Below are 24837 nucleotides of genomic sequence, written 5' to 3'. Positions count from 1 at the left end.
ATGGCAGAAGATGTAAAAGTAAGATACTCAGATTCTGATTTAGCTGAGTTTAGAGAGTTAATTGAAGCTAAAATAGAGAAGGCTAAAGCCGATACAGAATTATTAAAAAGTGCCTATATGAACGATCATAATAATGGTACAGAAGATACTTCGCCTCAATTTAAAGCTTTTGATGAAGGATCTCAAATCATGAGTAAAGAACGTAACATGCAGCTGGCTCAACGTCAACAAAAGTTTATTCGCGATTTAAAAAATGCTTTAATACGTATAGAGAATAAAACATATGGTATTTGTAGAGTTACAGGGAAATTAATTAATAAGGAACGATTGAAATTGGTTCCGCACGCTACACTTAGTATTGAAGCTAAGAATATGCAAAAATAAATTTTAACGCCTCTTTCGAGGCGTTTTTTTATCGATGAATATTTTATATTTTATAATTTTTGTAACCTCTTTTAGTGTTTTTTCACAGAAAAAGCTAGTGAAAGAATTTCCTATAGAGAAAGGAGTGAGTCATATTTATGTAGACTTAAATAATGTGTTTACGGTTAAGATCAAAACACATAATAAACCTTTTGTGAAAATAGAAGCTCAAAGCGAAGGTGAGTATGCTAATAATTTTGTTTTACAGAATAAAATAAAAAACGAAAGCTTGTTAATTTCAGGCTCAGTTTCTTTAGGTATTGTGTACCCTCAAGATAAATTGAGTGCCCACAAAGTGCATGTTATAGAAGTTAGTTTGTTAGTCCCAGAAAATAAACATATTGTTTTTACAAGTGATTTGGCTAACGTGAAAATAGAAGGAGAGTATAATTCAGTTTTTCTGAATTTGTATTCAGGTAATGTTACTGCTAAAGATTTAATTGCTAATTCAATAATCAAAACGGTTACGGGGGATGTGGAGTTAGCTTTAAGAAGAGGGAAAATAAATTGTGAATCTAAATACGGAAAGATTGTAAAAGAAGATGTTCCTGAGGGAAGTTTGCTATATCAATTAAAAACTCTTAAAGGAAACATAAACATTCAAACTATCCGCTAATATTTTATTACTTTAGCCATCATTTTTTTGAGATATGAGTTTAAAAAAGGCTTTCGGTATTATAACATTGATTCTAATTGTAGATCAAGTTGTAAAACTTTATATAAAAACGAATTTTAATTTAGGAGAGTATATTAATGTTTTTGGTTTGTCTTGGTTCGAAATAAGATTTGTTGAAAACCCAGGTATGGCCTGGGGAAGCAAGTTGAGCGATTTTTTACCTATAAGTGAACCTTCAGCAAAAATATTTTTGACATCTTTTAGGTTGGTAGCTATAGGGTTTATAGCTTACTGGCTAGTTAAGTCTGTTAGGAAAAATGCGCCAAAATTATTAATAATAGCAATTTCGTTAATTTTTGCTGGAGCTTTCGGTAACAATTTAGATTCGTTGTTTTACGGGTTAATTTTTGACTCTGGAACTACTTTCAATGAACAATACAATGATTGGATTGGCTATACAGGTGTTTCTCAAATGAATGGTGCTGGTTATAGCAATATGATGCAAGGTTGTGTGGTAGATATGTTGCGTTTCCCTTTTGCTTCATGGACATGGCCAGAATGGATGCCAGGTATAGGAGGTAAATATTTTACGTTTTTTGATCCAGTATTTAATATAGCAGATATGGCTATAAGTACAGGAGTAGGAATTTTATTGGTGTTCAATAAAAAAGTATTTCCTCAAGAAGAGAAAGTGGTATTAGTAGATGATAATATTTCTGAAGAGGAATAATTTGTAAGAAAGTAGGAAAAGTGAAACGATTTTTAAAAGGAGTATACTTTTTCAGGTGTTATGCAATAATCTAAAGGAATATCTCCTTCAAAAGTATCGGCTATCTCATTTTCGGCTTCAAAAAAAGATAAGCCAATTTTAATACAATCAGGAGAACAGTTAGCTAACATTTTGTCGTAAAATCCTTTACCGTAACCAACTCTATTTCCTTTTTTATCAAAAGTTAAGAGAGGGATAAATACAACATCTAATTTGTTATGAGGTACTTCAATTCCATCAATAGGTTCTGGAATATTGTATTGATTCTTTTTAATTTTGGTGTTATCCGTTAGCAAATAATTAGTTAGTGTATTGTTTTCAAAATTAGATTTAGAAACTACAATTTCTTTGTCTTTTGCATGAAGGATATGAAGAATATATTCGGTTTGGATCTCTTTTTGTTCTTCAATACTTAGAAATAAATGGTAGTATGTTTTTTCCCAGATAGGTAATTTTAACAAGTTGTTGGCAATTACCATACTTAATTGATCTATTTGATCTAAGCTGAGTTTGCTTCGTTTTACTTTGTATAGTTTCCTAAGGTCTTTTTTAAACATTTTTTTAATTTAGATAATCTATAATTGTTTTATGAAAAGAAAATAATGGGGCTAATACTTCGTCTTTTCTTTCAAAAAGCAAATGGTATTTACAAGAAACTTCAAATTGTAAATTGATTGATTTTCCCTTTATTGTAGGTTCGAATAAAAACTCTTTAGCTAGTTTGTTGAGATGTAGAAAGCTATCAGATTTTTGTAAATGATTTTTAAATAAAGAATCGTTTCCTTTAATGTGAATCCAATCTTTCTTTCTGTTAAAGAGTTTGTATAAAACATCTTTAGTAAATACTTCAAATTCTTTTTTTTCAGATTGACTAGGTAATGAATATCTAATAGTTGCAGTGTTATGGTGTCCAGTATCACACATATAATATATATGAATACCTTTATACTCAAAATCTAATTGGTGTCTGACAAAATGAAGGTGTGAGCCCCAGTCAGCATCTGCTTTTAAATCAGATCTGTTATATTTTCCGTTTTCATTAATAGCTATTTCTTGTAGTTTAGCTTGAAGCATAGTAAGAATTAAAAGTTTAAAAATACGTAACTTCGTTTATTATGAAGAAAATACTATTCGGAATTTTAATTTTTTTAGTGGGTGTTTTAGGAACTTTGTGGTTAACCAGAGAAAAGCACAGTTCTGTTTCAGAATCAGAGATTATTTATAATGGATTAGAGCAGTTGTCTAAATTGCAGGTAACGGAAGGATATTTTACAGAAGTACACCGTTATCAAGATTCTAAAAAGTATTTTAATGATTTAGTTTCTTTCGACAAAAAAGCATTAGTTGTAGTAAATGCTAAGGCGCAAATAGGCTATAATTTAAAAGAGTTAGTGGTTGAGGTAGATTCTGTAAATAAAAGAGTTTTAGTTAAGAAAATTCCAAAACCCGAAGTAACGATAATTCCAGATATTACGTATTACAATGTGGAGCAAAGCACAATGAATCAATTTAATGCTTCAGACTATAACAAAATTAAAAGAGAAGTCATGCATGAGCTAAAGCAAAATAATGTAGTGACCGATTTAAAGCATCAGGCTCATAGTAGGCTATTCGAAGAATTATCTCAATTGTTATTACTTTCCAAGCATTTTAATTGGGAAGTGGTAGATGAAACAGAAACATTAGATTTTAAATTGTTGGGATCTGATTTATGAAAAAAACATTATTATTTATCTGTTTTTTGATCACGGTTTCTTTTGCTTCATCTCAAGAATGTAACTATCCAGAAGAATATTATTCTCTAGTAGCATCTGCTCGTAAAAAAGTAAAAATTGAAAAGTTTAAAGAAGCTGAAAAAGATTTTAAAGAAGCGTTTAGTTTAACAGATTTTCCTTTAGGAGATGACTTAGGTTATGCTTTGTATGTAGCTCAAAAACGAAAAAATGCTAATTGGGCAAAAGAAATTGCTATTCAATTGGCTAGGGGCGGAGTGCCTTTAAGGTATTTTGTAAAGTACAAAAGGTTTAAATGGTTTAATGGTTTTAAGTCTAATTTTAAAAAGTATAAAGATTATTATCATGAAAACTTTAATGAAGGTTTAAAAATAAGATATAAGAAATTGTTGAAAGATGATGTGGTTTATAATGAAAGATATCATCAATGGAGAACAAGAGAGATTGAAATACCTCTGAATGAATTAGTGAGTAAAGCTTCTGAAATTGTTTCTGAATTTAAGAGTATAACAGACAAATATGGTTTTCCAACAGAGCGTTTAATGGGGTATAATTATGTATATAAGAAGAATGCTATAGAGAGATTCTATTCAGGTGTATTGGTCGTTCATATTTATCAAAGAGGTGTGTTGGTATTTCAAAATGAAATTGGTAAAATAGTTTGCAATGGGAGCTTACATCCTAATATGATTAAAACTTTAAAAATGATTAGAGGTTATGGTGATAGTACAGGAGTTGAACAAGAAATGAAAGTGAGACATAAAATATTTAGAAAAGAGTTATATGAAGAGTGACTTTTCTTTTGTCTAACCTTGCGCGTTCTTTGTGTATCTTTGTTAAAATTAGAGAAATTCGTGTCAAATAACCTACAGCTTCAAATACAAACATTACCTAGCAGACCAGGAGTCTATCAGTATTATGATACTGATGATAAGCTATTGTATGTGGGTAAGGCTAAGAATTTAAAAAAAAGAGTTTCATCTTATTTTACTAAAAAGCATGATAATGCTAAAACAAGTGTGTTGGTAAAAAAGATAGTTTCTATAAAACATATAATTGTAGCTACAGAAACAGATGCTTTGTTGTTAGAAAATAACCTAATAAAGAAGTATCAGCCACGTTATAATGTTTTATTAAAGGATGATAAAACCTACCCTTGGATATGTGTTAAAAAGGAGTCTTTTCCTAGAGTGTTTGCTACAAGAAGAGTAGTGAAAGATGGGTCAGAATATTTTGGACCTTACACTAATTTTAAAACAGTTAATACTCTATTGGATTTAATAAAGGGGTTGTTTCAGATTCGCACTTGTAATTACGATTTAAAACCAAGTAATATAGCATCAGGTAAATACAAAGTATGTTTAGAATATCATATTAAAAATTGTCAAGGCGGATGCGAAGGGTTGCAGACAGAAACTAGTTATAATGAACAAATTGTAGCTATTAGAGAAATACTGAAAGGCAATTTTAAAAACTCAATAAAAGCGTTTAAAAATAGAATGAATGAGTTTGCGGCTAATCTTCAGTTCGAAGAAGCGCAACAAATGAAGGAAAAGATAACTGTTTTAGAAAATTACCAAGCAAAGTCTACAATTGTAAATCCCAAAATATCTAATGTAGATGTGTTTTCTATAGTAACAGATGAGAGTTATGGTTATGTAAACTTTTTACAGGTTTCTTATGGTTCTATAGTTCGGTCTCATACCTTAGAAATGAAAAAGAGATTAGCAGAAACCGATAAAGAATTATTAGAAATAGCGATAACAGAAATAAGAAATCGTTTTCACTTACAAACCAAAGAGCTGTTATTGCCTTTTAAGGTAGATTTAGGAGAAGAGATAAAGCAAACGATACCTAAGTTAGGAGATAAAAAAAGGTTGATAGACCTGTCTGAGAGAAATGCTAAATACTTTAGGATGGAGCGTTTTAAGCAAGTACAATTAACAGATCCAGACAGGCATGCTAATAGAATAATGGTTCAGATGAAAAAAGATTTACGTCTTTCTGTAGAACCAAGACACATAGAGTGTTTTGATAATTCTAATATTCAGGGAACGAATCCGGTGGCAGCTTGTGTAGTTTTTAAAAATGGGAAGCCAAGTAAAAAAGATTATCGTCACTTTAATATTAAAACAGTAGAAGGGCCAGATGATTTCGCTTCTATGGAGGAAGTAGTTTTTAGACGTTATAAAAGACTGGTTGATGAAGGTCAGGAATTACCTCAGTTGGTTATAATAGATGGTGGTAAAGGTCAATTGTCTTCTGCATTAAAAAGTATTGATGCTTTAGGCTTGAGGGATAAAATAGCAGTAATTGGTATAGCAAAACGGTTAGAAGAATTGTTTTATCCTGGTGATAAGTATCCGTTGTATTTGGATAAGAAGTCGGAGACCTTAAAAATAATTCAACAATTGCGTAATGAAGCGCATCGATTTGGTATAGAGCATCATAGAAATAGAAGAAGTAAAAATGCTTTACAAACTGAGTTGGAAACGATTAACGGGATAGGAGAAAAGACGATAGTAGAACTGATGAAAAAATTTAAATCGGTTAAGAGAATTAAAGAGGCTTCTCTAGAAGATTTACAAAAGGTAGTGGGCTTTTCTAGAGCTCAAAAAATTTATCAAGAATTTCATTAATAATAGTTGTTTAGCTAGTGTAAATCACCTAATTTTAAACTCATAATCAGTTTTTTACTTTTCTTACAATATAATGGGGAAAACTACTATTGTAATATTTATTTTTTTGTTTTTCTGTTTGGGTTTTTCTCAAGAGGTTGAGCCTAAAGATGACGTGCGTATTGGTTTGGTGCTTAGTGGGGGAGGAGCCAAAGGTATGGCTCATATAGGTGTTCTAAAAGTTATTGAGGAATCTGGAGTTAGAATAGATTACATAGCTGGAACTAGTATGGGGGCTATAGTAGGGGCAATGTATGCTTCGGGGTACACTGCTGATGAGCTATTGGAAATTTTTAAAGAAGTAGATATAGAAGAGCTCATTAGAGATGACTTTAAAAGAAAAAATAAATCTTTTTTTGAGAGAGAAGATGCCGATAAAAGAGCTATAACTCTTCCGTTTAATAAGTTTAAAATATCTTTCCCAACTGCGTTATCTAAAGGACAAAATATTTATAGTTATTACGTAGAGAAGTTAAATCACGTAAAAGATATTAATGAATTCGAAAAATTGCCTATACCTTTCTTTTGTGTTGCTACTAATGCAGAAAATGGTAAGCAAGTTGTTTTAGAAAGTGGTTATTTGCCAAATGTTATTGCAGCAAGTGGAGCTATTCCATCTTTGTTTGAGCCAGTTTTATTAGGTGATAAATTATTAATAGATGGAGGGGTTTCTAATAACTACCCAATAGATGAATTATTGGAGAAGAACGTTGATTATGTAATTGGTGTTGATGTACAGGATAGTTTACGTAAAAAAGAAGATCTTCGATCTATTTCTGAGGTAATGCTACAAGTGTCTAATTTTACTACAAATAGACAGATGAAGGAAAAGATAAAGAAAACAGATGTGTATATTAAACCAGATATAGGAGATTTTACAATTGTATCGTTTGATAAGGGGAAAGAAATTGTAGAAGCTGGTTTTGTAGCAGCAAAATCACATTTGAATGATTTAATAGAACTGTCTAAAAAACAGAGTTTTGAAAAAAATCATTACCAGAAGAAAAAAGTAGGCGAAAGTTTTTTCATAAAAGATGTTTTGGTTTTAGGAAATGAAAAATATACACAATCTTATATAAGAGGTAAATTAAAAATAAAAGCCAATTCTAAAGTCACATACAAACAGATTGACGATGGAGTTAAAGCTTTAGCAGCAACCAATAATTTTCATGGGATAAAATACAAGGTAGATAAAGATAACTCGTTGTTAATAGAGGTAAACGAAACTAAAACCAAGACATTTTTAAAGTTAGGAGCTCATTATGATAATTTATATAAAAGTGCAGCATTAATTAATGTAACAAATAAGCAATTAATTACAAATAATGATATTTTAAGTTTAGATGTTGTATTGGGTGACCAGATAAGGTATGATTTAGAGTATTATATAGATAAAGGGTTTTATTGGAGTGTTGGTATGAGGTCTACTCTTAACACATTTGAAAGAGATGTTAATAAATTAGTTTTTGCTAATACGATTTCTTTTCCTGAAGAAAATGTAAGAGCAGAATTAGAAGTGTTGTCTTTAACCAATATGGTGTATTTAGAGACGTTGTTTAAAAAAGAATTTTCATTTGCTTTAGGAGCAGAACATAATAGGGTTAAATTCAAAAGTAACTCTGAAGACTTAGATATTGATGATGATAATTATTTTAGCGCTTTTGGCAGATTAAAGTACGACGGTTTAGATGATAAGTATTATCCAACCAAAGGTTTGTATTTTGATGGAAAATTTAATCTTTATTCTTTAGCGCACGATAAAAAAGATGATTTTGAACAATTTTCAATAGCTAAAGCTAGAATGGGATTAGCTAAGACTTTTTTTGATAAAGTTTATGTAAATCTATTTACAGAGGGGGGGATAAGGATAGGAAACAATACAATATCCACTTTTGATTTTCTTTTGGGAGGGTACGGAAATGATTTTACATTAAACTATAAACCTTTTATAGGCTATGACTTTGTGTCTTTGGCAGGTGATAGTTATGTAAAAACAGATGTAGATATACATTACGAATTTTACAAAAATCACTTGCTAACTGCTAGTGCTAGCATTGCTAATATAGACGATGGATTATTTAAGGATTCAGATTGGTTATCTCTTCCAGAATTTCAAGGATATGCCTTAGGTTATGGAGTAAAAACATTTTTGGGCCCTATGCAAATAAAATCATCTTGGTCTCCTCAGGTAAAGAAAGTACAGTGGTATGTTAGTTTGGGGTATTGGTTCTAGGCTTTTTGGTATAATTGTTTATTTCATGTATTTTTTTTTCCGATATTTGTAGTCTATGCAACCTTTTTGGCAAGACATATTAATTTATCTACACTATCTTATTAAAAGGAATCCAGAGTAAATGATCTAATGGATCAACTATATTATTGTATAAAATGTCTCAATTCAAAAAATAAAGAATTGTTATGTTAGTTATTAATTCATTAATTCATTAAAAATGCCTTTTTATCATAAACTAGGAAATATACCTCCTAAACGTCACACACAATTTAGAAAAGAAGACGGTAGTTTATATTATGAACAATTATTTGGAACTATCGGTTTCGACGGCATGTCAACCAATTCATATCACGAATTTAGACCTACCATGGTTAAAGAAATTCGTAAACAATATTCTATTGCGCCTAAAATTGCAAAAGAAAATAATATTCAGTCATATCGCTTTAGAGGATTTCAAGTCCCTCAAGTAAGAGATTACTTAGAAAGTAGAAAAGTTGTATTAACTAATTCAGATTGTAATATTATATTATCGGCTCCAAAAGAGTCAACCAACGATTATTTTTATAAAAACACTGATGCAGATGAGGTGATTTTCGTTCACAAAGGAACAGGTAAGTTACGCACAATGTATGGTAATCTAGATTTTAAATACGGAGATTACTTAGTAATTCCTCGTGGGATGATTTATAAATTAGATTTTGATGATGCGAATAACCGTTTGTTTATTGTAGAATCTTACAGACCTGTTTATACTCCTAAAAGATATAGAAACTGGTTCGGACAGTTATTAGAACATTCGCCATTCTGTGAAAGAGACATAAGAAGACCAGAAGAATTAGAAACTCATAACGAAAAGGGAGACTTTTTAATAAAAGTTAAGAAGCAAGATGAGATAATTGAAATGGTATATGCTTCGCATCCTTTTGATGTAGTTGGCTATGATGGGTATAATTATCCTTATGCTTTTTCAATCCATGATTTCGAACCGATAACGGGTCGTATTCATCAGCCACCACCAGTACATCAAACTTTTGAAACAGATGCTTTTGTTATTTGTAGTTTCGTGCCTAGATTGTATGATTATCATCCAAATTCAATTCCAGCACCCTATAATCATAGTAACATAGATTCAGATGAAGTTTTGTATTACGTAGATGGAGATTTTATGAGTAGGAACGATATAGATGCAGGTCATATTTCTTTACATCCAGCGGGTATTCCTCACGGTCCACACCCAGGTGCAACAGAGAGGAGTATAGGAGAAACTGTTACAGAAGAGTTGGCAGTAATGGTAGACACTTTTAAACCTTTAAAAGTAACTGAAGAAGCAATGAAAATTGCAGATGAAACCTATTACCAATCTTGGTTAGATAAATAAAATTAAAACAGCACACAGATACTACTATTTATCTTATTGTTAGTATCAAAAAAACAACAGACAAATGTCAAAAGAAATAAAATCAGTAAACTACGGTTTAGAAAAAATATTTGAAGGAGCTCAAGATTTCCTTCCATTATTAGGAACAGATTATGTAGAGTTTTATGTTGGTAATGCCAAACAAGCAGCTCATTTTTATAAAACAGCCTTTGGATTTCAATCACATGCATATCGTGGGTTAGAAACAGGAGCAACAGATTCTGTAAGTTACGTGTTAACTCAAGATAAAATTAAGTTAATGCTAACAACACCCTTAAATAGTAAATCACCAATTAATGATCATATTGTAAAACATGGTGATGGTGTGAAAATTGTAGCCTTATGGGTAGAAGATGCGCGTAAAGCTTATGAAGAAACTACATCTCGTGGAGCTAAATCTTATATGGAGCCAACTGTCGAAAAAGACGAACATGGTGAAGTGGTAAGAGCAGGTATTTATACTTACGGAGAAACGGTACATATGTTTGTAGAACGTAAGAATTATAACGGAGCGTTTTTACCAGGATTTGTAAAATGGGAGTCAGATTACAATCCACCAGCAGCTGGTTTAAAGTACATAGATCACATGGTTGGTAATGTAGGTTGGAATCAGATGGATGTGTGGGTAAAATGGTACGAAGATGTTATGGGGTTCGAAAACTTTTTATCGTTTGATGATAAACAAATACATACTGAGTATTCTGCTTTAATGAGTAAAGTAATGTCAAATGGAAACGGAAGGATTAAGTTTCCTATTAACGAACCGGCAGAAGGTAAGAAACGTTCTCAAATTGAAGAGTATTTAGATTTTTATGAAGGAGCTGGTGTGCAACATATAGCTGTAGCAACAGATGATATTTTAAAAACAGTGTCTCAATTACGTGCTAACGGAGTAGAGTTTTTGTCAACTCCTCCTGAAGAATATTATAAAGCAGTACCAGGACGTTTAGAAGAGTTTGATCATGAATTAAGAGAAGATATTGAAAAGTTAAAAGCTTTAGGTATCATGATTGATGCAGATGAAGAAGGGTATTTGTTGCAGATTTTTACCAAGCCTGTAGAAGATAGGCCTACTTTGTTCTTTGAAATTATTCAGCGTATGGGAGCTAGAGGTTTTGGAGCTGGAAATTTTAAAGCTTTATTCGAATCTATAGAGAGAGAGCAAGCTAAGAGAGGAACTCTTTAAATGTAAATAATATGAATAAGCGCCATTACTTGAGTAATTGGCGCTTATTACTTTTGTTATGAATAGGTTGACAATTTATTTAAAGACTAAAATGGTTTATAAAAACATTAAATCGCCTTTTTCTTAAATATATGTTTAAGGAAAGAAATTTAATAACTTATAAACAAAGAATACAATGTCATACAATAGAGAAGAATTGTTGAAAAAACTTGATGAAAAGTTTTCCGCAATAGGACAAGATACAGATGTTCATTTAAGCGGTTTATTACATAATACCCCAATAACATATTGGGACTACGTAAAAACAGAAGCTTTACTTGGGCTTCAACAGCAAAGGACAAATTTACCTGATGAAATGATTTTTATAATTTACCATCAGATAAATGAGTTGTTGTTTAAAATGATTTTATGGGAAATTGAACAGGTTTCTAAACATGAAAATTTAACCCCAGAATTTTTCTCTTCCCGTTTAGATAGAATAAGTAGGTATTTTGATGTTTTATCATCTTCTTTTACAATAATGGGAGATGGTATGGAGGTAGAGCAGTATATGAAGTTTAGAGACACACTAACTCCGGCTAGTGGTTTTCAGTCTGCACAGTATAGAATGATAGAATTTTCTTCTACAGAGTTAATTAATTTAATTGATGCCCGTTTTAGAGAGACAATAGATAGAAATACACCTTTTACTCATGCTTTTGAACACTTGTATTGGCAAGCAGCAGGAAAAGATTACAAAACAGGAAAAAAGAATGCTCTTTTAACCAATTTTGAAAATAAATACAAAGAAGAATTTTTGTTGTTTATGCAGGAGTATAATACGATTAACTTATGGACTAAATTCAAGAGCTTGCCAAAAGAATTTCAAGAAAATAAAGAATTGATTAATGCCATGAGGCATTATGACCATACTGTAAATGTAAAATGGGTAATGGCTCATTACAATGCTGCGGGTAAATATTTAAATAGCGGAAAAGGGTCGGCCGAAGCAACAGGAGGTAGTGAATGGCAAAAATATATGCATCCAAAATATCAAAGAAGAATGTTTTTTCCCGATTTGTGGGATAAAGATGAATTAGATAATTGGGGAGTGACTAATTTAGAGAGTCATAAAATAATTTAATAGCTAATTTTTTAAATTATGTTTATGGTTTTGCGGTTTTTAGTTTGAAAATGATAAAAATATGTTAAATTTTTATTTTTCGTTGCGAAATCTGTAATTAGGTGGTACTTTTGCCCGCGCAAATGGGGTGGTTCCCATTTTGGGGCTTTAAATTATTCATAATTTATAGTTTTGGTTGGTTAATAGAATAAAAAACTCTATCATATAATTGATAGAGTTTTTTTGTATGCTTATTTTTGGAATAGTAATTGTAATCTCATTAATATATTAGATATAAAAAATAATTAATATGAAGAAATCATACTTATTTATAATACTTGTTTTGTTAATGAGTAATTTAATTACAGCTCAAGAAGACCCAGCTTTTGATTCAGGAGAATGGTTTAAGTTTAGAATACATTACGGAATGTTTACTGCAAGTTATGCAACTTTAAAAGTAAATGAGGCAACATTAAATAACAAAACAGTTTATCACGTAAAAGGAAGAGGGAAATCAACAGGTTTACTAAGTTTGTTTTTTAAGGTAGACGATGATTACCAAAGTTATTTCGATAAAGAAACTGGGGCTCCTTATCGATTTATAAGAAAGATAAATGAAGGAGGTTACACAAAAGATATTCAAATAGATTTTAATCACGATACGTATAAAGCTGTAGTTCACGACAAGGAAAAAGATAGAAAAACTACTCATGATTTTAAGATGAATACTCAAGATATGGTGTCATCATTTTATTATTTAAGAAATAAAGTAGATGCTACTAAGCTTAAGGTAGGTGAAGAAGTGAATATTAACATGTTTTTTGATAAAGAAAATTTTGGATTCAAATTAAAGTTTTTAGGTAGAGAGGTGTTAAAAACTAAGTTTGGAAAAGTGCCAAGTTTAAAGTTTAGACCGATAGTACAATCAGGTAGGGTGTTTGAAGAAGAAGAAAGCTTGACAGTTTGGGTTTCAGATGATAAAAATAAAGTTCCATTACGAATAAAAGCAGATTTGGCAGTTGGTTCTTTAAAAGCAGATTTAGACGCTTATAAAGGGTTAAAACATCCTTTTAAAATGGTTTTTGAATAAAATAAACTTTAAGAAAAAAATATGTGTTTAGAATTATCTAAGCACATATTTTTTTTGGATATTTGGCACTGATACTTAAACACCTGAATGTAGGTATATGAAGATGAAAAATATAGTATTTGTATTGTTAGCGATTATAGGGCTATTTTCTTGTAAAAAAGAAGAGAAGAAAGAAGTTCTAAGTATAGAAATTCCTGAAAAAGTTAAGCCGAAAATTGAGTTTGGGTTTAATCTAGATAATTATATTGTAGATTCAGATACGGTTAGATCTGGAGACAGCTTTGGTAAGATTCTATTTGAGAGTCATATAGGCTACGGAAAAATAGAAGAGTTGGTAAAAGAAGGTAAAGATACTTTTGATGTTAAAAGACTTCAAATCGGTAAAAAATATACGGTTTTAAAAAGTAAAGATTCATTAGAAAGAGCACAGGTGTTTATCTACCAACCTAATAAAATAGAATATACGGTTTTTGATTTTTCAAATGATTCTATTTCAAAAATATATAATGGAAAAAAACCAGTTAAATTGGTAGAAAAAGAAGCTTCTGGAGTAATAACTAGTTCGTTGTCTGAAGCCATGGATAAAGCTGGTTTAAATGTATATATTTCTCATGAGTTAGCTGATATCTATGCTTGGTCTATTGATTTTTTTAGATTGCAAAAAGGAGATAAATATAAAATTATATATACAGAAAAATATATAAATGATTCTATTTATGCAGGAGTAAAAGATGTTAAAGCGGCTATTTTTGAACATAATGGCACGCCTTTTTATGCTTTCGATTATAAAAATGATACAATACCTGGTATTATGGATTATTATGATGAAGAAGGAAAGACACTTAGAAGTCAATTTTTAAAGGCCCCAGTTAAATTTAGTAGAATATCTTCTCGTTATAATTTGAAAAGAAGAATAGCTTATTATGGTAATAGGGTTAGACCTCATAGAGGGACAGATTTTGCTGCTCCAATAGGTACTCCTATATTAGCTACAGCAAGCGGAACGGTTACAGAGTCTACTAGAAGAGGAGGTAATGGTAAATATGTAAAAATAAGGCACAACAGTACCTATAGCACTCAGTATTTACATATGTCAAGAAGGGCTGTAAAAGTAGGAGATGTTGTGAAACAGGGAGATGTAATAGGTTATATTGGTATGACAGGGAATACAGGAGGGCCACATGTTTGTTATCGATTTTGGAAAAACGGAAGGCAAGTAGACCCATTAAGAGAAAAGTTGCCAGCTGCTAAACCTATAAAAGAAGAGTTAAAAGCAGAATATTTATCGTATATTCAACCTTTAAAAGAGCAATTAGATAATATTCAATATCCACAAGATACAACCTTGTAGTTTTTTAATGAGTTTTTCAAAAATAAATCCAAAGAAAACAAAATCTTGGCTAAAGCTTAAAGAACATTACAAACAAGTGAGTACTATTCACTTAAGTGAGATGTTTGCTGCTGACAAAAATAGAAGTTCTAACTTTAGTGTGGGGTTTGATGATTTTTTTGTTGATTTTTCTAAACAAAGATGGACGAGAGAAACCCAACAATTATTTATAAGTCTTGCAAATGAGTTAGATTTAAAAAACTCTATTAGGAATTATTTTAGAGAGAATGAATTCAATTTTACAGAAAAAAGAGCAGTGCTCCACACCGCCTTAAGAAGTAAAGAAGAGTCTGTATTACTCAATGGTAAAAATATCATTAGAGAAGTACGAGATGTTAAAGCAAAGATCAAGTGTTTTACCAATAGCGTTATTTCAGGAGAATATAAAGGGGCTAATGGTAAAAAAATTACTGATATTGTTAATATTGGAATCGGTGGTTCAGATTTAGGTCCAAAACTAGTTTGTAATGCACTAAAACATTATCAAAATCATTTAAATATTCATTTTGTTTCAAATATAGATGGAGATCATTTGTACGAAGTGTTAAGTGTTTTGCCTCCAGAAACAACACTTTTTATAATTGTGTCTAAGTCATTTACAACAGCAGAAACTATAAAAAATGCTACAAGTATAAAAAAATGGTTTGTAAAGAATTTAGAAGGCGAAGCTTTCCAAAGACATTTTGTAGCGGTAACAACAAATATTGAACAAGCTGAAGAATTTGGAATTGAAAGAGATAATATATTTCCAATGTGGGATTGGGTTGGTGGACGTTTTTCTTTATGGAGTGCAGTAGGCTTGTCTATAGCTTTGAGTATTGGTTTTAATCAATATGAAGAATTACTTTCGGGAGCTCAAATAGCCGATAAGCACTTTAAAGAAGCTAGTCTAGAAGAGAACTTACCAGTTTTAATGGCTTTTTTAACTATATGGCATGTTAATTTTTTTAAAGCAGATCAGGAGGCGGTGATACCATACTCTCAATATTTAGAAGACTTAGTTCCATATTTGCAACAAAGCTTTATGGAGAGTAATGGTAAGAATGTAGATAGAAATGGAGAAAAAATTAATTACCATACTTGTCCAACAATTTTTGGGGGAGTAGGGTGTAATGCTCAACATGCTTTTATGCAGTTATTCCATCAGGGTAAGCATCTAATTCCAACTGATTTTATAGGGTTTTGTAATCCTTTAAAAGCAAACAAAGAGCATCATAATGTTTTAATGGCTAATTTATTTGCGCAAACAGAAGCTTTGGCTTTTGGGACTTATGGTAAAAATATAGACAATTCTTTCAAAATTTTTAATGGTAATCAACCATCTACAACCATTTTGATTAAAAAGTTAACTCCTAGTTCATTGGGTAAACTATTAGCCATATATGAGCACAAAATTTTTGTTGAAGGAATTTTGTGGAATATTAACAGTTATGATCAATTTGGAGTAGAACTGGGAAAAGAGCTGTCGAGAGGAATTATTGAAAAAATAAATGAAAATAATGAAAAGCAAAGAGAATCTTTGTTGTTAAATTTTTATAAAAATTAATCACTATGTATCCAACATTAAAATTTTTACATTCATATTGGGCTTATTTAGTACTTGTTGTTGTTGTATTGGCAACAATAAATGCTTTTGCAGGTCTTGCTTCAAAAAGAGAGTTTTCTGCAAGAGATTTTAGATTAGCTTTGTTTGCTTTAATTGTTACTCATATTCAATTGTTATTAGGAATTGTTTTGTTTGTAGTAGCTAATGATTTTGGAGAGAATAGCATGGGTGAAATAATGAAGGATTCAATATTGCGAATGAGAAATGTAGAACACCCTTTTACAATGATTATTGTAGTAATGTTAATTACAATCGGTTATTCGAAGCATAAAAAGTTAAGAACTTCAGCTTCTAAGTTAAGAACAATCACAATTACTTATGGTTTAGCTCTATTAGCAATGTTAGCTATGATTCCATGGAAAAACTGGTTGAGTTAGTATAATAATAGAATAAAATATATAGAAAATAGCTGCCTTTTTTGGTAGCTTTTTTTATTTTTATAAAAATAGATTGAATTAAAATTAATGGATATTGAATTTAAAATTAAGAAGCTAGGGAAAGATCTAAAAAAGATTTCTAACCAAATACAATATTTTAAAAAAGGGGTAGAAAAAACCAAACTAGTTAAGCCAGCTTTAATTCAAGACGGTATTATAAGAATTGATGAGAGTAAAAGTGCAAACGTTTTTAATGATGTAGAAAATAAAGATATTGTAGCATTTATTCCTGCGTCGGGGGCGGCAACTAGAATGTTTAAGGAGTTGTTTTTGTTTTTAGAAACAGGTATTGCTAATGATACTGTAGCTGATTTTTTTGAAAATATAAATCGCTTTTTATTTGTGAATTCTATCCCTAAAGAAAAGAAAAAATCTGAAAGAGAACTCCTAGAGTTTGTATTAAGTTCAGAAGGTTTAAATTTTGGTCAATTACCTAAGGGACTCATACCTTTTCACAATAAAACAGCTTTCGAAGAGCAATTAAAGCATACATCATTGTATGTAAATAAATTGCATTTTACTATTTCTGAAAATCATTTAAATAATTTTGAGTTAAAACTTAAAGAAGTTAATTATCAAAAAGAAGTAAGTTTTTCTTTTCAAAAACCTAGTACAGATACTATTGCAGTAGATTTAGAAAATAACCCTTTTGAGGAAAATGGTGAATTACTTTTTAGACCTGGAGGCCATGGAGCTTTAATAGAAAATTTAAACGACATAGATGCAGATATTGTCTTTATTAAAAACATAGATAATGTAGCTATTGAAAAAGTAGAAACTAAAAATATTGTTTATAAAAAAGCTTTAGGAGGTAAATTGTTAGAGCTGCAAAATAAAGTGTTTGGTTATTTAGAATTGCTTTCAAATCCTCTTGGGCCGACTGAAGTTAATGAAATAATAGATTTCGCTAAACAAGAATTAAACATTGTAATGCCAGAACAAATTAGTAATTTGAACAGTTTTTTAATAAAGAAACTAAACCGACCAATACGTATTTGTGGAATGGTAAAGAACGAAGGGCAACCTGGTGGAGGACCATTCTGGGTTTGTGATAAAAACGGAGACGTTTCTCTTCAAATAGTTGAAGGAGCTCAAATGGATAAAAATGATCCAGAGCAATTAAAAATAATGAATCAAGCTACTCATTTTAACCCAGTAGATATTGTTTGTGGAGTAAAAAACTACAAAGGAGAAAAATTTAATTTGCTTGAGTTTGTAGATGAAGAAGCTGTTTTTATTACTCAGAAATCAAGAAATGGAAAACTAATAAAAGCATTAGAAAGACCTGGATTATGGAATGGAGCAATGGCAGATTGGATTACTGTTTTTGTAGAAGTACCTTCTCATACATTTAATCCGGTAAAAACGGTTAATGATTTATTAAAACCAAATCATCAAAATGGATAAATCCATTATAGTTTCAGAATGTGTTTTTAAAGCTGTAAGAAGTTCTGGAGCTGGTGGGCAACATGTAAATAAAGTATCCTCTAAAATAGAATTAACATTTAATGTTTTTAATTCTTTAGGATTATCCGAATCTGAAAAAGAATTGCTTCAAACTCGCCTAAAACTTACCAAAGAAGGCAGTCTGATTTTAACTTGTTCTGAAAGTAGAAGTCAACACAAAAACAAAGACTTGGTTATTAAAAGATTATTTGAATCATTAAGTAATAATCTTAAAGTTAAAAAGAAACGTATGGCTACTAAAAGAAGTAAAGCCTCTATTTTAAAGCGCTTAAAGAATAAAGATCATAGAAAAAATATAAAGAATAATAGAAGAAAACCAGATTTAGAATAAAATCAGTTATCTTTGTCATCGTAAACTTTAGGAGTAACTAATTGTTTTATAGTTAGTTTGAGAAATATCCTTAGAACCTGATTTGGCTGAAACCAACGGAGGGAAAAGTTAATTGATAAGACTCTTACCAAATTACTCTGGGTTTACTAAAATTTTAGGATATGATTACTGTAACAGTAAACCAAAAAACAGAGCAAATACAAGAAAATACATCATTGCAAAAACTAATAGATGAATTAAATATATCATCTAACGGTATTGCGATTGCTATTAATCAAAACATTATTAAAAGAGATAATTGGACTAGTCAAAGGTTATTAAGCGGAGACAACATCTTAATTATTAAAGCAACTCAAGGTGGCTAAGCCACATTTGTGATAGATATAAAAAGTGAATTAAAATAAAAATTAAGTACTCATTACTTTGTACTGATTACTCAATACTATTAATATTATGAAGAAAAAAGACACGGCGCCAAAGCAAGGGATTACAAGAAATCCTTTTCCTAATTCGAAAAAGATTTATGTATCGGGAGAAATTCATCCAGAGATAAAAGTAGCTATGAGAGAAATCACATTAAGTGATACTAAAGATACTATGACAGGTAAGTTAACTCCTAATGAGCCTGTAACTGTTTATGATACTTCAGGGCCTTATACAGATCCAAATAAAGAAATAAATATTCATAATGGTATTGAGCGTATTCGTGAGCAATGGATTACGGATAGAAATGATGTAGAAGAATTAAATGAGTTCTCTTCAGAATATTGTAATGAGCGTTTGAATGATGAAAGTCTAGATCATTTGCGTTTCAATTTAAAGCACAAGCCTAAAAGAGCGAAAGAAGGAAAAAACGTAACCCAGTTACATTATGCTAAACAAGGAATTATCACTCCAGAAATGGAATACATTGCTATTCGTGAAAACCAACGAATAGATGAAATGACTGAGATTGTAAAGCAACATAAAGGAGAAGATTTTGGAGCTTCAATTCCCCAAAAAATAACTCCAGAGTTTGTTAGATCAGAAGTAGCTAGAGGGCGTGCGGTAATACCTAATAACATCAATCACCCAGAATCTGAACCTATGATTTTAGGTAGAAATTTCTTGGTAAAAATTAATGCAAATATTGGTAATTCAGCAACTACTTCATCTATAGAAGAAGAGGTAGAAAAATCGGTATGGGCTTGCCGTTGGGGAGCAGATACTATCATGGATTTATCTACCGGTAAAAACATTCACGAAACTCGTGAATGGATTATTCGTAATTCACCAGTTCCAATTGGTACCGTTCCAATTTACCAAGCTTTAGAGAAGGTAAATGGAGTTGCTGAAGATTTAACTTGGGAGATTTTCCGTGATACTTTAATAGAACAAGCGGAACAAGGAGTAGATTACTTTACTATTCATGCTGGTGTATTATTACGTTATGTGCCTATGACGGCTAAGCGTGTAACAGGAATTGTTTCTCGTGGAGGATCAATTATGGCTAAATGGTGTTTAGCACATCACAAAGAAAATTTCTTATACACACACTTTGAAGAGATTTGTGAAATATTAAAACAATACGATGTGGCTTTCTCTTTAGGAGATGGTTTACGTCCAGGATCTATTGCAGATGCTAATGATGAGGCACAGTTTGCAGAATTAGAAACTTTAGGAGAATTAACAAAGTTAGCTCGTAAGCATGATGTGCAATGCTTTATAGAAGGTCCAGGTCACGTGCCAATGCATATGATTAAAGAAAATATGGACAAGCAATTAGAAGCTTGTGATGAAGCACCTTTCTATACTTTAGGACCTTTAACTACTGATATAGCTCCAGGTTACGATCATATTACTTCTGGTATTGGAGCAGCTATGATAGCTTGGTACGGTTGTGCTGTATTGTGTTATGTAACTCCAAAAGAACACTTAGGCTTACCTAACCGTGATGATGTACGAGAAGGAGTTGTTACTTATAAGTTAGCTGCTCACGCCGCCGATTTAGCTAAAGGGCATCCAGGAGCGCAGCACAGAGATAATGCATTAAGTAAAGCTAGGTTTGAGTTTAGATGGGAAGATCAATTTAATCTTGGTTTAGACCCAGAAAAAGCAAGAGAGTTCCATGATGAGACTTTACCAGCTCAAGGAGCAAAAATAGCTCACTTCTGCTCTATGTGCGGACCTAAATTCTGTTCAATGAAAATTTCTCAAGAAGTTCGTGATTTTGCAGCTGAGAATGAAATTGACGAAAACAACGAGATTTTTGCTAAAGGAATGGAAGAAAAGTCAGAGGAATTTAAAGAAAAAGGTTCTGAGATTTATTTATAAAACATGGTTGTTCTTATAGCTCCAGAAAATGATATTGATAATGAAATTCTAATCCTGAATCAGCTTTTTGAGGCAGGATTAGAATATTATCATTTTAGAAAGCCTAATAAATCATATCAAGAACATTGTGATTATTTAGATGCCATAGAAACTAAATACCACAATAGAATTGTAATCCATTATCATCATGAGTTAATTAATGAATATGACTTAAAAGGAATACATTTTCAGGAACAAAAAAGAAGAGACCATATAGATAATCCGGGTCATTATTTTAAAGACCTGAATATGTTTGGCAAAACCATCAGTTCTTCTTTTCATGAACCAGAAGAATTAGAAAATTGTTATTTTGAGTTTGATTATCATTTGCTAAGCCCCGTTTTCTCTTCTATATCTAAACAAGGATATGAAGGAAGAGGGTTTGATGTTAATCATATCGACAAGTTAATTGTTGGTATGGGAGGAATCAATTCTAAAACCTTAGCTAAAACAATTGAATTAGGGTTTAAAGGAGTTGGAGTTTTAGGAGGAGTATGGAATACAGATAATCCAGTTGAAAGTTTTAAGGAATTAAAAGAGGAATACGCTACAGTTGAAAGCAAGACCTAATATACTAACCATTGCAGGATTCGATCCTTCTAACGGAGCGGGTTTAACTGCTGATGTGAAAACATTTGAGATATTAAAATGTTACGGCTTATCGGTTTGTACAGCTAATACGGTACAAGATGATCAGTCATTTCAAGATTGTTATTGGTTACCAATAGAACAAATAACGGCTCAAATAAAAGTGTTGTTTAATCGCTTTCAGATTGATGTTGTTAAAATAGGAATAGTAGAAAATTTTGAGGTTTTAAACACAATTATAGAAACAGTTTTAAATCATAATTCCAAAACGAAAATTGTTTTAGATCCAGTTTTAAAGTCGAGTTCTAATTTTCAGTTTCACTCAAATGTCACCTCGAGCGAAGTCGAGAGGTCTTTTGATGATATTTTATCTAAAATTTACTTACTAACTCCAAATTACAACGAAATTGAATTATTATATCCGGATAAGAATATAGAAGAAACAATAACTCATATAACTAAGAAAACCAACTTGTTTTTAAAAGGAGGACATCGTTTAGATAAATTAGGTAAAGATGAGTTGTATACTAAAGAAGGTAAGAAATATTCATTGAATCCGAAATTACCTAATTGTTCAGAAAAACATGGTAGCGGTTGTGTGCTTTCATCTGCTATTGCTAGTTATTTAGCTTTGGGTTTTCCATTGTTAAAGGCATGCTATAGAGGAAAAAGGTATACGGAGAAGTTTTTAAGTTCGAATAAGAGTTTATTGGGTTATCATTCAAAGAAGTAATATGATAAGTAAGTTACAATACATATCACAAGGAGCTACTCCGCAAGAACATTTAGAGAACATACAGAGAGCTTGCGCATCTGGAGTTGAATGGGTTCAGTTGCGATTAAAGAATCTAGATGATAATACAGTTCTTGAAACCGCAAAAAAAGCTAGAGAAATTACGGCTCATTTTCAAACGAGATTAATTATCAACGATCATTATAAAGTAGCAATTGAAGTTAAAGCAGATGGCGTTCATTTAGGTAAAACAGATGCTTGCCCTGCTAAGGTTAGAAAAGAATTGTACTCTTGGCAAGTAATTGGTGGAACAGCTAATACGCTTGATGATAGCAAGGTGTTAATTGACAAGAAAGTAGACTATATTGGTTTAGGACCTTTCAGATTTACTAAAACCAAAGATAACTTAAGTCCGGTTTTAGGAGAAAAAGGATATCTAACTATACTAGAAGAATTAAATACAGATGTTCCAGTTATTGCTATAGGAGGTATTACTCAGAATGATGTATTAGATATATTAATAACAGGGGTGTATGGTATTGCAGTTTCAGGAGAAATCACTCGTAACTTTAATAGCATATCTAAGTTTAAAGAAATTATAAATGGTGGCCCAACTCAAGAACAACGTTGGCAACCAGAAGAAAATAAATGAAATTAATAGGAATTAAGGAGTTGAGAAGTTAGGGTTTTAGTAAGCTAAAACAGAAGTTAAGAAGATTCGTGTTTTATTATTCTACTTAACTTCTGCTTGCTTTGTAAGCTTTTACTTCTTAATTACTAAACTCCTCAAACAAAAAAAAATGTTACAAATAGCAGATAAAGAGTTTAACTCAAGATTATTTACAGGAACTGGTAAATTCAGTTCCTCTAAATTAATGAATGAAGCCTTGTTAGCTTCAGAGAGTGAATTAGTAACAGTAGCGTTAAAAAGAGTTGACGTTGAAGATGATCAAGATGATATATTAACTCATTTAGATCACCCAAGAATTAATTTATTGCCTAATACTTCTGGAGTTAGAGATGCAAAAGAGGCAGTGTTTGCTGCTCAGTTATCTAGAGAAGCATTAGAAACTAATTGGATAAAGTTAGAAATTCATCCAGATCCTAAATATTTATTACCAGATCCTATAGAGACTTTAAAAGCTGCAGAAGAATTAGTGAAGCTAGGTTTTGTAGTGATGCCGTATATACATGCAGATCCTGTTTTGTGCAAGCGTTTAGAAGAAGTAGGAATTCAATGCGTAATGCCTTTAGGAGCTCCTATTGGGAGTAATAAAGGTTTAAAAACCTTAGAGTTTTTAGAAATTATTATAGACCAGAGTAATGTTCCTGTGGTAGTAGATGCTGGAATTGGTAGTCCGAGCCATGCGGCTCATGCTATGGAAATTGGGGCTGATGCTGTTTTGGTAAATACGGCTATTGCGGTATCTCAAAATCCGGTAGAAATGGCTAAAGCTTTTAAAATGGCAGTAGAAGCAGGTAGAATGGCTTATGAAGCTAAACTAGCTCCAGTGGTGCATAAAAAAGCCGAGGCAAGTAGCCCGTTAACTAGTTTTTTAAGCTAAGTAAGATGAATAAAACTTTTCAAGACATATTCGATACATATAATTGGGATGATACCTTAGCTAGTATTCTTTCTAAAACAGAGAATGATGTATTACATGCTTTGCGATCTAATAAAAGAAATTTAGAAGATTTTAAAGCTTTAATATCACCTGCTGCCAGACCTTATTTAGAAGATATGGCTCAGTTGAGTAGGCAACTTACTAAGAAGCGTTTTGGAAATACAATACAGATGTATTCTCCTATGTACTTGAGTAATGAGTGCCAAAACATATGTACTTATTGCGGATTTAGTTTAACCAATAAAATTCCGCGTAGAACCCTTACAGATGCCGAGATATTAAAAGAGGTTGAGTATATAAAATCTAAGGGGTACGATCATATTTTATTAGTTACGGGTGAAGCTAATAGAACAGTTGGAGTAGATTATATTAGCAATGCTATAAACTTAATTAGGAAGCATTTTTCAAATATAACGATAGAGGTTCAACCATTAGATCAAGAAGAGTATGAGCGATTAATTGATAATGGTTTGTATGCTGTTTTGGTTTATCAAGAAACCTACCATAGAGATGAGTATAAAAAGCACCATCCTAAAGGGAGAAAATCAAATTTTGATTACAGATTAGATACTCCAGATAGATTAGGAAAAGCAGGAATTCATAAAATAGGTTTAGGAGCTTTATTTGGATTGGAAGATTGGAGAGCTGATAGCTTTTTTACAGCGTTGCACTTAAAGTATTTACAGAAAACCTATTGGAAGACTAAGTATTCTATTTCTTTTCCTAGGTTGCGACCACATTCAGGAGGGTTGGAACCAAAAGTGGAAATGACCGATCCAGATTTGGTACAGTTAATATGTGCGTTTAGGTTGCTAGATGAAGATGTGGAGTTATCTATTTCTACTCGCGAAAGTGAAGTGTTTAGAAATAATATTGTGAATTTAGGAATTACCTCTATTAGTGCAGAATCTAAAACAAATCCAGGTGGTTATGCAGTAGAACCACAATCTTTAGAGCAATTCGAGATATCTGATGAACGTAGTACAGAAGAAATTGCTACAATGTTAAAAGAGCAAGGTCTAGAAGTAGTATGGAAAGATTGGGCTAATAATTGGGAGTAA

Annotated in this window: 25 protein-coding genes and 1 riboswitch; of the genes, 23 read left to right on the top strand and 2 right to left on the bottom strand. The window is 31.4% G+C overall.

Annotation, left to right across the window (positions count from 1 at the left end; translation table 11 throughout):
- The 3 genes from ACFQ1O_RS06900 (at position 1) to ACFQ1O_RS06890 (ending at position 1769) form a co-directional block, all read left to right on the top strand.
- Positions 1-384 carry a TraR/DksA family transcriptional regulator gene (locus ACFQ1O_RS06900; protein WP_377714719.1) on the top strand — a complete coding sequence of 128 codons (384 nt, stop codon included), beginning with the start codon at positions 1-3 and terminating at the stop codon, positions 382-384.
- 97 nt (positions 385-481) lie between these two features.
- A complete protein-coding gene (locus ACFQ1O_RS06895) occupies positions 482-1039 on the top strand; it encodes a hypothetical protein (RefSeq protein ID WP_377714717.1) in 558 nt (185 codons plus the stop codon).
- 34 nt (positions 1040-1073) lie between these two features.
- On the top strand, positions 1074-1769 hold the full coding sequence (locus ACFQ1O_RS06890; protein WP_377714715.1) for a lipoprotein signal peptidase: 696 nt from the start codon (positions 1074-1076) through the stop codon (positions 1767-1769).
- A 32-nt stretch (positions 1770-1801) separates the two neighbouring features.
- Here the strand turns inward: ACFQ1O_RS06890 and ACFQ1O_RS06885 are convergent, their stop codons facing one another.
- The gene (locus ACFQ1O_RS06885) at positions 1802-2365 is read right to left on the bottom strand and encodes a 5-formyltetrahydrofolate cyclo-ligase (RefSeq protein ID WP_377714713.1); all 564 of its coding nucleotides are present in this window, start codon (positions 2363-2365) and stop codon (positions 1802-1804) included.
- A 4-nt stretch (positions 2366-2369) separates the two neighbouring features.
- On the bottom strand, positions 2370-2882 hold the full coding sequence (locus tag ACFQ1O_RS06880) for a hypothetical protein (RefSeq protein ID WP_377714711.1): 513 nt from the start codon (positions 2880-2882) through the stop codon (positions 2370-2372).
- 41 nt (positions 2883-2923) lie between these two features.
- Here ACFQ1O_RS06880 and ACFQ1O_RS06875 point away from each other — a divergent pair, with 41 nt between their 5' ends.
- From ACFQ1O_RS06875 to thiH, 20 genes are all read left to right on the top strand, one after another.
- Positions 2924-3523, top strand: a complete 600-nt coding sequence (locus ACFQ1O_RS06875) for a DUF4230 domain-containing protein (protein WP_377714709.1) — start codon at positions 2924-2926, stop codon at positions 3521-3523.
- Positions 3520-4335, top strand: a complete 816-nt coding sequence (locus ACFQ1O_RS06870) for a hypothetical protein (protein ID WP_377714707.1) — start codon at positions 3520-3522, stop codon at positions 4333-4335. Before ACFQ1O_RS06875 ends, ACFQ1O_RS06870 begins: the two co-directional genes overlap by 4 nt.
- Positions 4336-4395: 60 nt before the next feature.
- Positions 4396-6180 carry an excinuclease ABC subunit UvrC gene (gene uvrC / locus ACFQ1O_RS06865; RefSeq protein WP_377714705.1) on the top strand — a complete coding sequence of 595 codons (1785 nt, stop codon included), beginning with the start codon at positions 4396-4398 and terminating at the stop codon, positions 6178-6180.
- Positions 6181-6253: 73 nt separating this feature from the next.
- Positions 6254-8452: a patatin-like phospholipase family protein gene (locus ACFQ1O_RS06860; RefSeq protein ID WP_377714703.1), complete on the top strand. Its 2199-nt coding sequence runs from the start codon at positions 6254-6256 to the stop codon at positions 8450-8452.
- A 217-nt stretch (positions 8453-8669) separates the two neighbouring features.
- A complete protein-coding gene (locus tag ACFQ1O_RS06855) occupies positions 8670-9830 on the top strand; it encodes a homogentisate 1,2-dioxygenase (protein WP_377714701.1) in 1161 nt (386 codons plus the stop codon).
- A 64-nt stretch (positions 9831-9894) separates the two neighbouring features.
- Entirely contained in the window at positions 9895-11055 is a 1161-nt protein-coding gene (gene hppD / locus ACFQ1O_RS06850; protein WP_377714699.1) for a 4-hydroxyphenylpyruvate dioxygenase, read from the top strand.
- A 175-nt stretch (positions 11056-11230) separates the two neighbouring features.
- A complete protein-coding gene (locus tag ACFQ1O_RS06845; protein WP_377714697.1) occupies positions 11231-12178 on the top strand; it encodes a tryptophan 2,3-dioxygenase family protein in 948 nt (315 codons plus the stop codon).
- Positions 12179-12467: 289 nt separating this feature from the next.
- Entirely contained in the window at positions 12468-13247 is a 780-nt protein-coding gene (locus tag ACFQ1O_RS06840) for a DUF3108 domain-containing protein (RefSeq protein WP_377714695.1), read from the top strand.
- 103 nt (positions 13248-13350) lie between these two features.
- Positions 13351-14598, top strand: coding sequence for a M23 family metallopeptidase (locus ACFQ1O_RS06835; RefSeq protein WP_377714693.1), 1248 nt, complete (start codon positions 13351-13353; stop codon positions 14596-14598).
- A 7-nt stretch (positions 14599-14605) separates the two neighbouring features.
- Positions 14606-16183, top strand: a complete 1578-nt coding sequence (pgi, locus tag ACFQ1O_RS06830) for a glucose-6-phosphate isomerase (protein ID WP_377714691.1) — start codon at positions 14606-14608, stop codon at positions 16181-16183.
- Between the two features lie 5 nt (positions 16184-16188).
- The gene (locus tag ACFQ1O_RS06825; protein ID WP_377714689.1) at positions 16189-16620 is read left to right on the top strand and encodes a hypothetical protein; all 432 of its coding nucleotides are present in this window, start codon (positions 16189-16191) and stop codon (positions 16618-16620) included.
- An 87-nt stretch (positions 16621-16707) separates the two neighbouring features.
- On the top strand, positions 16708-18087 hold the full coding sequence (locus ACFQ1O_RS06820; RefSeq protein ID WP_377714687.1) for a DUF4301 family protein: 1380 nt from the start codon (positions 16708-16710) through the stop codon (positions 18085-18087).
- A complete protein-coding gene (gene arfB / locus ACFQ1O_RS06815; protein WP_377714685.1) occupies positions 18080-18478 on the top strand; it encodes an alternative ribosome rescue aminoacyl-tRNA hydrolase ArfB in 399 nt (132 codons plus the stop codon). The genes ACFQ1O_RS06820 and arfB overlap by 8 nt, the downstream gene beginning before the upstream one ends.
- Positions 18479-18497: 19 nt before the next feature.
- Positions 18498-18599, top strand: a riboswitch (TPP riboswitch).
- A gap of 40 nt (positions 18600-18639) precedes the next feature.
- Positions 18640-18843, top strand: coding sequence for a sulfur carrier protein ThiS (gene thiS / locus ACFQ1O_RS06810; protein ID WP_377714683.1), 204 nt, complete (start codon positions 18640-18642; stop codon positions 18841-18843).
- 88 nt (positions 18844-18931) lie between these two features.
- A complete protein-coding gene (gene thiC, locus ACFQ1O_RS06805) occupies positions 18932-20791 on the top strand; it encodes a phosphomethylpyrimidine synthase ThiC (RefSeq protein ID WP_377714681.1) in 1860 nt (619 codons plus the stop codon).
- 3 nt (positions 20792-20794) lie between these two features.
- Positions 20795-21400 carry a thiamine phosphate synthase gene (locus ACFQ1O_RS06800; protein ID WP_377714678.1) on the top strand — a complete coding sequence of 202 codons (606 nt, stop codon included), beginning with the start codon at positions 20795-20797 and terminating at the stop codon, positions 21398-21400.
- Entirely contained in the window at positions 21384-22151 is a 768-nt protein-coding gene (locus tag ACFQ1O_RS06795) for a hydroxymethylpyrimidine/phosphomethylpyrimidine kinase (protein ID WP_377714676.1), read from the top strand. Before ACFQ1O_RS06800 ends, ACFQ1O_RS06795 begins: the two co-directional genes overlap by 17 nt.
- A 1-nt stretch (position 22152) precedes the next feature.
- Positions 22153-22803: a thiamine phosphate synthase gene (gene thiE / locus ACFQ1O_RS06790; RefSeq protein ID WP_377714674.1), complete on the top strand. Its 651-nt coding sequence runs from the start codon at positions 22153-22155 to the stop codon at positions 22801-22803.
- Between the two features lie 148 nt (positions 22804-22951).
- Positions 22952-23716: a thiazole synthase gene (locus ACFQ1O_RS06785; RefSeq protein WP_377714673.1), complete on the top strand. Its 765-nt coding sequence runs from the start codon at positions 22952-22954 to the stop codon at positions 23714-23716.
- 5 nt (positions 23717-23721) lie between these two features.
- On the top strand, positions 23722-24837 hold the full coding sequence (gene thiH, locus ACFQ1O_RS06780; protein WP_377714671.1) for a 2-iminoacetate synthase ThiH: 1116 nt from the start codon (positions 23722-23724) through the stop codon (positions 24835-24837).

Source organism: Pseudofulvibacter geojedonensis, assembly GCF_042675745.1.
GTDB classification, from domain to species: Bacteria; Bacteroidota; Bacteroidia; order Flavobacteriales; family Flavobacteriaceae; genus Pseudofulvibacter; species Pseudofulvibacter geojedonensis.
This window is presented reverse-complemented; position numbering and strand designations above follow the sequence as displayed.